This window comes from Opitutus sp. ER46, from assembly GCF_003054705.1.
In the GTDB taxonomy this organism is placed as follows: Bacteria; Verrucomicrobiota; Verrucomicrobiia; order Opitutales; family Opitutaceae; genus ER46.
In genome coordinates, this window is the sequence record NZ_QAYX01000022.1 from 507,803 (window position 1) to 520,266 (window position 12,464).

Below are 12,464 nucleotides of genomic sequence, written 5' to 3' on the forward strand. Positions count from 1 at the left end.
CCTTCAGCCTTCTCTTCCGCCTCCTCTTCGGTGCATCGTCGGGGACACCATGCGGCCAGCGCGCGCTTCGCTTCTCCTCCTGCCTGTCGTCTACCTGGGCTTTATCAGCCTCGGGCTGCCTGACGGCACGTTTGGGGTGGCGTGGCCGACATTGCACGAGTCGCTGCGGCTCCCCATCGGCCTGGCCGGGCCGTTGATGCTGGTCGGGACGTTCTTCTCCGCGATATCGAGCTTCTCGAGCGGCCGGATCATTGCGCGGTTCAAGACCGGCCCGGTCGTGCTCGTCAGCTGCATCCTCACCGGCAGTGCGCTCCTCATCATTTCGCGGGCCCAGCACCTCGGATGGCTGGTGCTCGCGACGCTCCCGCTGGGTTTCGGCGCCGGGGCGGTGGATGCCGGCCTGAACGGGTATGTGGCCCGGCACTACAGCGGCCGGCACATGAACTGGCTGCACGCGTGCTGGGGCATCGGCGCGACCACCGGGCCGCTCCTGATGTCGGCCGCGATCGCGACCGGCGGCGGATGGCGCGGCGGGTACGCCACGATCGGCTCGATCCAGCTCTGCCTTGCCGTCGTGTTCGTGCTCACACTGCCGCTCTGGGGCGCGGTGCCGTCGCATGCGCCGCAGCAATCCGGCGGTGGCGCCGGCGGCCCCGAACCTACCCGGGGCGCAGACAGCCTGGAGGGCTGGGCCTCGGCCGGGATCTTCGCGATCTATGTCGCGGCCGAGATGAACACCGGGCTGTGGGCGAGTTCGGTCATGGTGAACAGCCGCGGCGTCGCCCCCGCGACCGCCGGCTTCTGCGTCTCCGCCTACTACGGTTCGATCACGGCGGGCCGGGTCCTCTCCGGCTTCGTCATCGAGCGCGTGGGCAACCGCCGGCTCGTGGCCGGCGGGGCGTTGCTGGCCATCGTGGGCGCCGTCGGTTTCTCCATGCCACTGCCAGCGGTGCTCACGGGCCTCTCGCTCGTGCTGCTCGGCCTCGGTTTCGCTCCCATTTATCCCGGCCTGATGCACGAAGTTCCGCGGCGCTTCGCGCCGGAGGCGGTGCAGACGGTGATCGGCCGGCAGTCCGGCGGCGCCTACGTCGGCGGAGCCGCCGTGCCCGCGCTGGCCGGCTGGATCGCCCAGTACTCGCTCGAGAGCCTCACCTGGGGCGTCCTCGGCGGCGCCGTTCTCCTGCTCGCCGCCATCCGCTGGCTCGACCACCGGACCTGATCGAAAAGACCGGACTGATCCGACCGATCTGGCACCCGGCTTCCTCCTTCGCCAAGGCACCGGAGGACACGCCGGCTTCCGTCCTTGTCCTCCGGCCTCCGTCTTCAGGCTTCAGGCTTCCGGCCTCCGGCCTCAGGCTTCTGGCTTCCGACATCTGACGTCTGGCCTCCGGCTTCCGGCCTCAGGCTTCAGGCTTCCGGCTTCCGGCTTCAGGCTTCCGGCTTCAGGCTTCCGGCTTCTGGCCTCCGTCCTCAGCCCTTCAGCCCTTTAGTCTTTCAGTCTTTTACAATGAACGGCGACTCGCGGGCCAGGCGGGCGCGGAGTTTCTCCAAGCGCACCTTCATGCGGGCGGCGTCTTCGGCGCGGCCAAGTTGATCGAGCACCACGCACAGCTGCTCGTAGAAGGCAGGTTCGTCGTTCTTGAGGCTGAGGGCGCGCCGCAAGCGCTTCTCCGCCGTGGCCCAGTCACGACGCCGTGCCGCCTCCCCTGCCAGGTACTCCTGAAAATACGGATTGTCCTCACGGACGACCGCCGCGCGCCGCTCCAGCTTCGCCGCCTTCTTCAGGTCCTCGGGCGTGCCGAGTTCGCGCAGGACGGCGATGTAGCCATCGAGCGCCACGAGCCCTCGGGGTTGCAGCCGCAGCGAGCGTTCGAAGCACGCCTTGGCCTCCGCGGGGCGGCCCTCGTTGGCCAGGAGGATGGCGCGATTCGACCACGGACCCGCGCTGGTGGGGTCGATCTCGGTCGCCCGCACGAGGAAGCGCATGGCCTCGTCGGCGCGTCCATGCAGGATGCGGAAAAAGCCGACGTTGCTGTAGAATTCCGACTGCGCACGCTCGTCGCTGATCTCGACCAAGTCCCGCGTGTCGATGCTGCGGAGCACGTCGCGGCGGAGGTCGACGACATAGAGCGTGTCGAAGATCGGGACGCGCACGTTGATGTGCGTGACCGCCACGACGTATTTCCCATACCGGTCCCAGCGCGCAGGCATGTCGACCGTCTGGAACGCGGCGGGCAGGCCGAAGTCGCGTGCCACCGCCATGAACAGGAAGGAGAAGCCCACGCAGTTGCCGCGGCGGCGGCGGAAGGTCTCGCGGGCGTCGTACGTTGCCTCGGCATCGTAGGCGAAGTTCAGCCCACTCGGCAGCAGGATGGCGTCGATGATATCGCGCAGCGTGCCGACCGACGAGGAGTGCTTCGCCACTCGGGCGGAAAAAAACTGCCGCATCTCATCGTCGACGCGCAGCAGGTCGCGCGGGTCCTCCGGAGGCGTCCACAGCTCGATGGCAGGCGCGGCCGTCGGGGCGGCCGCCTCTTCGCCCCGAACGGCGGGTGCGACCGCAGCCGCCATGATCAACGCTGCGCCGGCGGCGGCACAGCGGGCGGTCCATCGAAGTTGGCGGAGGGAAGGAGTCATCGGCGCAGATCTCCAGGCAGAGTCTCTCCAGACGTCATGAATATAAACAACACCGCCCGGACCGCCAGCCCGCCACTGTCACGTATTACGTGACACTCTGGCCCCGACGGTCCGGAGGAAAAGTGTCACGTATTACGTGACACTGGCGCAGGGCGCCCGAGGGAGGAGCGCGGGAAAGTGTCACGCAATACGTGACACTGGCCGGCGGACACAGGGGCGGGAAGTGTCACGTATTGCGTGACACGCTTCCGGGTCAGGCGCGGTCGATGGGGAGGTCGCTGGTGGTCAGCGGACGGCCGAGTTGGCGGGCGAGGCGCGCGCTGAGGACCATGAGCAGTTCCGCCGTCGTGAACGTGTCGCCCGCGGCGGTGTGGCGCTCGAGGGGGCTGATGCCGCAGAGGGTGCAGACCTCGTCGAGGGTGGGTGCGCGCTGGCCGGGATAGCCGCTCTTGCGAAAGGCCTCGATTGCGCGCATCGCGAGCGCGGCGGTGTCGAGCATCGGGTTCTGCAGCCGGATCTTGAAATGGTACTCCAACGCGGCGTCGAGCATCCGCACATCAAACGCCAGGTGGTGTCCCACCAGCACCGCACCCGTGATGACCGGCAGGAACTCCTCCAGCACGCGCGCCTGGGCCTCGCCGAGGCGCGTGTCCGACGGCAGGATACCGTGCACCTGCACCGCCTCGGTGAGGTGCGCGCCGCGCTGATACACCAGCCAGGAGCGCAGCCCGTTGAGCGGGAGCACGCCCGCCTGGAGCGGCGCGGCGGCGAGGGAGAGGATCGAGTCCTTGAGCGGGTCGAAGCCGGTGGTCTCGGCGTCGATCACCACGAAGCGCACCTGGTCGAGCGGTGTCTTGCGCGGGAGCCGTTTGGGAGTGCCGTCGCAATACGCCCGGGCGACCGGGGGCAGCGGCGAGCGGGAGATCCAGGGGAACGAGATCACGGGCGTGCGTTGAGGTCGAATTCGTGGCGGATGGTGTCCTGCACCATGCGCACGACGTCGAAGATGCTGGCCAGCTGCGCCCGCTCGATCTTCGAGAGCTGGACGGTGTTGATGAACCGCCCCGAGTCGCCGCGTTGCAGCCCGTTGAGGGTGCGGAGGCGCAGCAGGAAATCGTAGGCGTCGCGCGCGGAGCTCGCGAGTTCGGCAAACTGCGGCAGGTTGCGGCGTACCTCCTCCCACCGACCGCCAGTGGAATAGCGGCGGCTGAGGCGGTGCTTGAGGCAGAGCACGCGGGCGGCGTCGCGCAGCGGGGCCATGCCGCGGGATTTCAGGTCGAGCCCCTCCTCGCCCACCCCCAACTTCTCCATCACGAAGCGGCCGATGAAATTCAGCGGCAGGGCGGTGTTGACGACGAGTTCGGCAAACTGTCGCTGCAGCCGGCGGCTGCTCGTGGCGGTGTCGAAGGCGGTCTTGCGCAGCGCGTCGCAGAGCGCCTTGTCGCCGGCGACGAACCGCAGGTCAAAGAGCACGGTGGCGCGCAGCAGCCGCTCCCCGTCGAGATCGTCGTCGAACGAGGTCAGCTCGGTCTGCCACTCGGTCGTGGTGCGGCACCAGCGCGGGTTGAGCGCCATCACCCCGCCCTGACAGCGCGCAAAACCGGCGGCGGCCATGCGGTCGATCACGCGGGCGCCGAGCTGCAGGAACACGCCGCGCGCCTCCTCGTCGGCCGTCGGCGAGCCGAGCGAGTCGAAGACGAGGGCGTTGTCCATGTCGGTGCGGAGAATCTGCTCGCGGCGGCCGTCGCTGCCGACGGACATCCACGCCCAGGCGGTGGGCGGGAGGGCGGTGCCCGCGTCGGCAAGTTCGGCCGCGCTCAGCTCCACGAGCCGCTGCACGAGCTCGTCATAAAGTTCGGCGCACATCTGGCCCAGGTACACGGCGGACACGCCGGCCTCGAGGTAGCTGCGGGCGATGGATTCGATCTCGTCGCAGAGTTCCCGAAAGCGGGCGTTGGAGCGGGCCAGCCGGATCTCGCGCAAGAGCCCGGCCGGGTGATGGCCGCTCTGGGCCAGCAGGTCCTTCTGCGTACAGACATCGAGCGCGGGTGTCTGCGGCGTGCCATCCTCGGTCACGCAGACCTGCCCGATGCGTTCGCGCAGCATGAGGAGAATCGCGGCCGTGGCGCTCGAGCGGGGCGAGACGGTGACGACGGGCTTCGCCATCGCCTGGGCCACGGGGGCGGACTTGTCGAGGCCCTCGACGATCACCTGCTTCACGAGGTTGTTCGCGGTGACGATGCCCAGCGGACGCCGCTCGGGATCGACGACGAGGATGGATGGCACGCGCTTGGCGGCCATGAGGGCGGCGGCCTCGCTGATCGGCGCCTCGGGGGCGCAGGTGAGGAGCCGGTCGATCGGACGCGGCTGCACGAGCTGGGCGCCATCGAGGTGGGCCTGGAGGATGTTCTTGGCGCGGCCGGTGATGGCGGAGTCACTCGGCTCGGCCAGGGACACCGAGCGGCCGACACGAGCCACCCAGTAGGAGTGGCGGCGGACGTAGTTGCGCGCCTCATCGTAGCGCGTGAGCAGGGCGCGGATGCGGGCGGCCGGGAGGCCGTAGAACAGTGAGTCCTCGGCCGCCTGCGCGGAGACGCTGTGCTGCGACTCATTGTGCATCACGGCAGTGAAGCCCAGGACGTCGCCCACGTCGCGGATGTCGACGCGCTCGCGGCGGCCCTCGACCTCCCAGATGTACTCCACGCGGCCGCGGGCGAGGAACAGCACCTCGGCTTTCGGCGCGTCGCCCTGCTTCCAGGCGTACTCACCCGCGGCGATGGCCCGCACATACGCGTCGCCGGCGAGGGCTTGCACCTCCTCGGCGGGGAGCATGGAGAACGGCGGGAAGCGACGCAGGGCGGTCGCGATGCGATCGGGAATGACGTTGTTGGGCTGCATGATCGCGCTGCGGGCCAGCGCAGCGCGGAAGGGAAACGCCGGCGGTCGCGCCCGGCAAGAGGCGAAATGACCACGTCCCCGCCCGGGCCGGCACAGCGCCCCGTCATCTTGACGGTGCAGCGCACAACGGGCTGGCGCCGCGGCGCGGCGCGGCGTTTGCTGGCGGCATGGATTCCTCCCCCGCCTTCGCCAACCGCATGCGTCAGATGCGGCCGTCGACCATTCGCGAGATCCTGAAGGTCACGGTGCAGCCGAACATCATCTCCTTTGCCGGCGGGCTCCCGGCGCCCGAGCTGTTTCCAGTGGCGGAAGTGCAGGCGGCGGCGAACCAGGTGCTGCGGACGGCCGGCGCGAGCGCGCTCCAGTACAGCCAGAGCGAGGGCCTGCGGCCGCTGCGCGAGTGGATCGCCGCAGAAATGCAGGACCGCGGCGTGAAGACCGCGGCGGACGACGTGCTGATCGCCACCGGCTCGCAGCAGATCCTCGACCTGGTGGGCAAGCTGTTCCTCAACCGCGACGACGTGGTTCTGACAGAGAACCCGACCTACCTCGCGGCCATCCAGTCGTTCCAAACGATGGAGGCGCGGTTTGTGCCGGTGCCGACCGACAGCGAGGGCCTGATTCCGGAGGCGCTCCCCGATCTCATCCGGCAGCACAAGCCCAAGCTCCTTTACACCATCCCGAATTTCCAGAACCCGACGGGCGTGACGCTGCCCGAGCGTCGTCGCGTGGCCCTGGCGGAAATCGCGGCGCGGCACGGTCTGACCGTGATGGAGGACGACCCGTACGGGAAACTCCGTTACCGCGGCACGAACATCCCGCCGGTGAAACACTGGGACGAGGCGGGCCGCGTGCTGTACGCGAGCACGTTCTCAAAGACGATCGCGCCGGGGCTGCGCACCGGCTGGGTGGTGGCGCCACCGGAGGTCTTCTCGCGCCTCCTGATCCTGAAGCAGGCGTCGGACCTGCACACCTCGAGCTTCGACCAGCACGTCGAGTACACCTATCTCACGACGAACGACCAGGCCGGGCACCTCGGGAAGATCCGCCAGGCGTATGGCGAGCGCTTCGAGTACATGGACCGGATGCTGCGGGAGATGATGCCGGCGGGCTACACCTGGACGAAGCCCGAGGGCGGCATGTTCCTGTGGATCACCGGGCCGGCGGGGCTCGACAGCCTTGAACTGCTGCAGCGGGCGATCGCGCACGACGTGGCCTTTGTGCCTGGGCGCGACTTCTTCCCGGGCGAAGGCGGCCGGAATCACATGCGGCTGAATTTCTCCAACTCGACGCCGGATCGCATCCGCGAGGGGGTGCGGCGTCTGAGCGAGCTCTGCCGGGCGGGTTGACCGGACACGGCCGACGCGGCGCCGCCGCTGACGACGGCGCCCGCGCGAACCGCCGTCGGTCACTTCAGCTTCACGCGCAGGACGGCGGTCTCATTGCCGCGGCTCACGAGCAGAACGAACTCGGGTCGCGTCAGATCACGCTCGATTTCCCCGAGCTTCTGGACGGCGGCTGCGAAGTCCTTGACCTCGGCGCCGTCGATTTCGCGGATCCAGTCGTCCTCGCGCAGACCCGCGGTCGCGGCGGCGCTGCTGGACTTGACGTAGTGCACGATGACGCCGGTCTGCTCGGAGGCCTTGACGCGCCGGACCACGGCGTCGCCGTAAACGAATTCGCGGGCGGTGACGCCGAGCCGGTCGAAGTACTTCCGCTCGGCCTCGCGCAGGAGCTTGGGTTCCTCGCCGAGCACGACGCTGACGGTGACGCGTTCCGCGCCACGCAGGACGGCCAAGACCATGGTGTCCCCCGGCCGGCGCCGCTCGATCTCGCGCTCGAGATACGCGGGGATCACGGCGTTGGGCTTGAGCTGGGGCACCGCGGCGCCATCGATGGCCAGGATGATGTCGCGGGCCCGGAGACCGGCCTTCTCGGCGGGGCTCCCCTCGAGGACCTCGCTGACGACGACCCCGGATTGTCCGCCGAGGTTGAGGAACTTGGCGACATCGCGGTCCATCGCCTCGAGCCCGAACGTCCCCAGCCAGGCGAGCGGACGGCCTGTGATGGATTTCGGGATACGCTGGAGGTACGGCAGGACCTCGCTGGCGAGATAGAAGGCACTGCTCTCCTCGATGTTGATGAGGGTGACCGGCTGCGCGCGGCCGCCGCGGCCGAACTGCAGGTAACTCTGGCCGAAGGAACTCGCGGCGAGGCCGACGAACGTGCCCTCGCGGTCGAACACCGGCAACCCCGGGGCGGCGACCTCCTGCTGGGCGATGCCGGTGCGCTGGGGCAGCGCGGCGACCATCGCGAGATGACTCTGCATCACGTAGGCGAGGAAGTCCTCGTCCTTATTGCGCAGCCCGATGCCCCAGAGGAAATCGGCGAGGCCCGGCGCCGGCGCAGCGGGTTTGGCAAAGGCGGTGACGGGGGTGAGCCGCGAGCGCAGGCCCGCGCCCACGCGGACGAAATGCCAGCCGGTGAACGCATCCTGCCCGAGGTACTCGGCGGGCGTGCTCGTGCCCTCACCGGCCGGGTACACCCGAAAATCCTTCAGCTGCCAGATGGCCGCGCGGGAATCGATTGCGCCCGACTGCAGGATGATCGTGCCCTCGGTGTCGATCACCGTGCCCATGGTGATCGTGGGCCGGCGCTCGACCTCCGTCTCGGTCACATACTCCACCGCGACGACGCACTTCGCACGCTCGGCGAAAAGAGCCGGGATGTCCGCGGCGCGGGCCAGCGGCGCGAGCCCCAGGACAACGGCCACCCAGAGGAGGCCCGGCCGCAGGCCGGGGAAGCGGCGCGGCGAGGCGGACGAGGAGCGGAGCGACAAGCGAAGCGGACGGGTCATGGTTTGACGACAAAGAGCGAGACGCGGCGGTCGCGTTGGACCTCGAAAAGCGTGGGCGCGGGCGCCGCCTCGTAGCTGGCGTGCACGGCCTTCAGCTGCGCGAGCGACGTGATCGGCTGGTGATTGACCTTGGTGATGATGTCACCGCGGGAAATGGTCGCGACGTCAGCCGGGAAGCCGGACTGCACGCCGATCACCACGACGCCGGTGTCGTCCTCGAGCTGGTTGGCGCGGGCGTAGGCGCGCGAGACCTTGCGCACGCTCAGGCCCCAGCGCTCGAACGCCCACTCCTCGCCGACGCGGCTCTCGAGTTTTTCGGTGACGACCGCAACCTCGCGGGTGTCCGCGCCGCGCTTGATGACGAGCGTCACGGTCGAGCCGACGGGCTGCCGGGCGATCAGGTACTGGATGCCGGGGAGCTGTTCGGGGAAGCGGCCATCGACCTTGTTGCCGTTGACGGTGAGCACGATGTCGCCGGCGCGGATGCCGGCACGGGCGGCGGGCGAGCCCGGGTCGACGCTGTTGACGAGCATGCCGGTGTTGGTGTCGAGCGCGTAGAAGTTCTCGAGGTCCTGCAGGGCGCCCGGGATGAGCCCGATGTAGCTGCGGGTGATCGTGCCGTCGCGGGCGAGCAGGTGAAGGACCTCCTCGGCGGTGCTGGCCGGGATGGCGAAGCCGAGGTTGTTGGCGCCCAGATATCCGCGGGAAGTGATGCCGACGACACGGCCGTCCTCGGTGACGAGCGGGCCGCCGGAGTTGCCGGGGTTGATGGCGGCATCGGTCTGCAGCCAGGTGTTGAAGGCGCCGGTCTCGTACCCGTTCACGCCGGCGGAGTCCTCGAAGTAGCGCGCGTGGTTGGAGATGATGCCGCGCGTGACGGTGCGGGTGAGACCGTGCGGGGTGCCGACGGCGAACACCTCCTGGCCCGGGTAGAGCCGGTCGCTGCGGCCGAAGCGCGCGTGGGCGAAGGTGAGGTTGCGCTTCCTCACGTCGGCGAGGTCGAGGCGCAGCACCGCCAGGTCGGTCCAGTGGTCCCAGCCCACGAGAGTGGCGTTGACGCGTTCGAGGTTGGCGAGGGTCACGCTCAGGTCGACCGCGCGGGGGCTCGCGACGTGGGCGTTGGTGAGAATGAGGCCGTCCTCGGTGAGGATGACGCCGGAGCCGATGCTGGCGCTGTAGCGGCGGACGCCGGCCTCGAACGCGACCTCGCGCACATCGATACGCACGACGGCCCCGAGCAGGCGGTTGAAGCCCCGCGACATGCTGGCAGCCTGCGCAACGGCGGGAGCGAAAAGCGTGACGGCGAGCAGCAGGAACCCCAGGGCCGCCCGAGGGGCGGAACGCCGCGGCTGATCGCCGTTGAGCGGCAAGAACGGGAGGACGGTGCGGACTCGCGCGATGATTGACCGGGCGGGGAAAGGTTTCACAGTGGCGGGTTCACACGAATGGCTACCAAGTGCACTGACTACAACTTCCATGAGATCGAGCCGCACTGGCAAGGCTTCTGGGAGCAGACGCAAACGTTCCGCGCGACCAACGACACGTCGAAGCCGAAGTACTACGTGCTCGATATGTTCCCGTATCCCTCCGGCGCGGGGCTGCACATTGGCCATCCGGAAGGCTACACCGGCACGGACATCATGGCGCGGTACAAGCGCGCGAAGGGCTTCAACGTCCTCCACCCGATCGGCTGGGACGCGTTTGGCCTGCCGGCCGAGCAGCACGCGGTGAAGACCGGGACGCATCCGGCTTCGAACACGCAGAACAACATAAAGAATTTCCGCCGGCAGATCAAAGCGCTCGGCTTCTCGTACGACTGGGACCGCGAAGTCGACACGACCGACCCGAAGTACTTCCGCTGGACGCAGTGGATATTCCTGCAGCTCTTCAAGCGCGGGCTGGCCTACGTGGACGAGCGTCCCGTGTGGTGGTGCCCGGAGCTGCGCACGGTGCTGGCGAACGAGGAAGTCGTCGACGGCAAGAGCGAGGTCGGACACTTCCCGGTTGAGCGCCGCAACCTGCGGCAGTGGGTGCTGCGCATCACCGCGTATGCCGACCGCCTGCTGAGCGACCTCAAGGACGTCGACTGGCCGGATTCGACGAAGCGCATGCAGGAGGCATGGATCGGCCGCAGCGATGGCGCGGAGATCCTGTTTGACCTGGAGAACAAGGCACTCGGCCAACTGAAAATCTTCACCACGCGGCCCGACACGCTTTTCGGCTGCACGTACATGGTGCTCGCGCCCGAGCACCCACTGGTCGACGCGCTGACGACACCGGAGCAGAAACCGGCGGTGGAGGCGTACCGCAAGAAGGCCGCGGGCAAGAGCGACCTCGAGCGTACCGACCTCGCGAAGGACAAGTCCGGCGTATTCAGCGGCGCGTACGCGATCAATCCGGTCAACGGCCAGCGCGTGCCCATCTGGATCGCGGACTACGTGCTGATGGGCTACGGCACCGGCGCGATCATGGCCGTGCCGGCGCACGACGAGCGCGACTTCGAATTCGCCCAGCAGTACTCGCTGCCGATTATCCAGGTGATCGACAGCGCCGGCGCGCCCCTGCCCTTCGTCGGCGACGGCAAGGTCATCAATTCACCCGGTTATGACGGCCTGCCCTGGCCGGAGGCGAAGGCGCGGATCACCGCCGCCCTCGGCGAGCGGGGCGTCGGCAAGGCCACAGTCAACTACAAGCTGCGCGACTGGCTGTTCTCGCGGCAGCGGTACTGGGGCGAGCCGTTCCCAATCGTGTGGGTGAGCGAGGCGGACTACGCGACCGCCCGCGCGGCGCGGCCGGCGGACTTCCCGTCGACGCCGGTGACGTACACCGAAGGCGGCGTGAAGCACTTTGCGCTGCCGTTGCCGTCCGTCGCGCTGCCGCTCGAGCTGCCGAACGTGAAATCCTACCTGCCGAGCGGCACCGGCGAGAGCCCGCTGGCGAACGAGACCCCGTGGCTCGAGATCTGGCTGAACGTCCAGACCGGCGCGGCCGTGCCTGCCTCCGAGCCGAAGCCGGCCGGCGGCGAGTGGGTGCGCGGTCGCCGCGAGACCAACACCATGCCACAGTGGGCCGGATCGTGCTGGTATTACCTGCGCTTCCTCGATCCGAAGAATGATGCGGCCCTCGCCTCACCCGAGGCGCTGAAGTACTGGGGCACGCCGGACCTGTACGTCGGCGGTGCCGAGCACGCCGTGCTGCACCTGCTGTATGCGCGGTTCTGGCACAAGGTCCTGTTCGATCTTGGCGTCGTGCCGACGCACGAGCCGTTCAAGAAGCTGTTCCACCAGGGCATCATCCTTGGGGAGGACGGCGAGAAGATGTCCAAGAGCCGCGGCAACGTGGTGAATCCGGACACGATCATCCAGTCGCACGGCACGGACACGCTGCGCCTGTACCTGATGTTCCTCGGGCCGCTGGAGGCGATGAAGCCATGGAATCCCCGCGGCATCGAAGGGGTGCATCGCTTCCTCCAAAAGGTGTGGCGCGAGCTCATCGGTGCGGACGGCGCGGTGAACGCCAAGATCGCGGCGGGCGCCCAGGAGCCGGCCGAACTCACGAAGGCACTGCACGAGACCATCAAGAAGGTCGGCGACGACATCGAGGCACTGCGGTTCAACACGGCGATCTCGCAGATGATGATCTTCGTGAACGCGCTGCAGAAGGCCCCGGCCGTGTCGCTGGACACCGCCTCGGCGTTCGTCCGGGTGCTCGCGCCGTTTGCGCCCCACATCGCGGAAGAACTGTGGGCCCGCCTGGGGCAGACCCCGTCCGTCCAGCACGCCCCGTGGCCCGTTTTCGATCCGGCCCGGCTCGCCTCCCAGGAGGTCAAGCTCGTGTTCCAGGTGAACGGCAAATTCAGGGGCGACCAGCTTGTGCCGGTGGGCCTCACCCAGGAGCAGGCCGTAGAAATTGCTAAGGCTAACCAGCGAATAATCCCTCACTTGCAAGACAAGAGCATCAAGCGCGTCATCTACGTCCAGAACAAGATTCTGAACATCGTCGTCGCCTGATCCGGGGAACTACGGGCTTGCGTTATCTAGGGGTTATACCCCAGTTTCGGCCAATCCAGCCG

General features: G+C 68.4%; 8 protein-coding genes. 3 read left to right on the plus strand and 5 right to left on the minus strand.

Annotated features, from left to right (window positions below):
• Positions 1 to 49 precede the first annotated feature (49 nt).
• The gene (locus DB354_RS12370; protein WP_107835923.1) at positions 50 to 1,219 is read left to right on the plus strand and encodes an MFS transporter; all 1,170 of its coding nucleotides are present in this window, start codon (positions 50 to 52) and stop codon (positions 1,217 to 1,219) included.
• 275 nt (positions 1,220 to 1,494) lie between these two features.
• Here the strand turns inward: DB354_RS12370 and DB354_RS12375 are convergent, their stop codons facing one another.
• The 3 genes from DB354_RS12375 to DB354_RS12385 all read right to left on the minus strand — a co-directional run bounded on the left by DB354_RS12375 (position 1,495) and on the right by DB354_RS12385 (position 5,535).
• Entirely contained in the window at positions 1,495 to 2,637 is a 1,143-nt protein-coding gene (locus DB354_RS12375) for a tetratricopeptide repeat protein (RefSeq protein WP_107835924.1), read from the minus strand.
• 253 nt (positions 2,638 to 2,890) lie between these two features.
• Entirely contained in the window at positions 2,891 to 3,580 is a 690-nt protein-coding gene (locus DB354_RS12380; RefSeq protein WP_158277506.1) for a 3'-5' exonuclease, read from the minus strand.
• On the minus strand, positions 3,577 to 5,535 hold the full coding sequence (locus tag DB354_RS12385) for a DUF294 nucleotidyltransferase-like domain-containing protein (protein ID WP_107835926.1): 1,959 nt from the start codon (positions 5,533 to 5,535) through the stop codon (positions 3,577 to 3,579). The genes DB354_RS12380 and DB354_RS12385 overlap by 4 nt, the downstream gene beginning before the upstream one ends.
• Before the next feature lie 167 nt (positions 5,536 to 5,702).
• On the opposite strand from DB354_RS12385, the gene DB354_RS12390 reads away from it, so the two are divergent.
• Complete coding sequence (locus tag DB354_RS12390; protein WP_233256630.1) at positions 5,703 to 6,884, plus strand: PLP-dependent aminotransferase family protein; 1,182 nt, start codon at positions 5,703 to 5,705, stop codon at positions 6,882 to 6,884.
• A gap of 59 nt (positions 6,885 to 6,943) precedes the next feature.
• Here the strand turns inward: DB354_RS12390 and DB354_RS12395 are convergent, their stop codons facing one another.
• Together DB354_RS12395 and DB354_RS12400 are read right to left on the minus strand one after the other, a co-directional pair.
• Positions 6,944 to 8,392: a PDZ domain-containing protein gene (locus DB354_RS12395; protein ID WP_107835927.1), complete on the minus strand. Its 1,449-nt coding sequence runs from the start codon at positions 8,390 to 8,392 to the stop codon at positions 6,944 to 6,946.
• Positions 8,389 to 9,819 carry a trypsin-like peptidase domain-containing protein gene (locus DB354_RS12400; protein ID WP_233256631.1) on the minus strand — a complete coding sequence of 477 codons (1,431 nt, stop codon included), beginning with the start codon at positions 9,817 to 9,819 and terminating at the stop codon, positions 8,389 to 8,391. The genes DB354_RS12395 and DB354_RS12400 overlap by 4 nt, the downstream gene beginning before the upstream one ends.
• An 18-nt stretch (positions 9,820 to 9,837) precedes the next feature.
• On the opposite strand from DB354_RS12400, the gene leuS reads away from it, so the two are divergent.
• Positions 9,838 to 12,402, plus strand: a complete 2,565-nt coding sequence (gene leuS / locus DB354_RS12405; protein WP_107835929.1) for a leucine--tRNA ligase — start codon at positions 9,838 to 9,840, stop codon at positions 12,400 to 12,402.
• Positions 12,403 to 12,464: the final 62 nt, after the last annotated feature.

What these genes read in the sequence shown, in the direction of transcription:
- DB354_RS12370 (WP_107835923.1), top strand. Translation starts at nt 50, where the DNA reads ATGCGGCCAGCGCGCGCTTCGCTTCTCCTCCTGCCTGTCGTCTACCTG.
- DB354_RS12375 (WP_107835924.1), bottom strand. Translation starts at nt 2,637, where the DNA reads ATGACTCCTTCCCTCCGCCAACTTCGATGGACCGCCCGCTGTGCCGCC.
- DB354_RS12385 (WP_107835926.1), bottom strand. Translation starts at nt 5,535, where the DNA reads ATGCAGCCCAACAACGTCATTCCCGATCGCATCGCGACCGCCCTGCGT.
- DB354_RS12390 (WP_233256630.1), top strand. Translation starts at nt 5,703, where the DNA reads ATGGATTCCTCCCCCGCCTTCGCCAACCGCATGCGTCAGATGCGGCCG.
- DB354_RS12395 (WP_107835927.1), bottom strand. Translation starts at nt 8,392, where the DNA reads ATGACCCGTCCGCTTCGCTTGTCGCTCCGCTCCTCGTCCGCCTCGCCG.
- leuS (WP_107835929.1), top strand. Translation starts at nt 9,838, where the DNA reads ATGGCTACCAAGTGCACTGACTACAACTTCCATGAGATCGAGCCGCAC.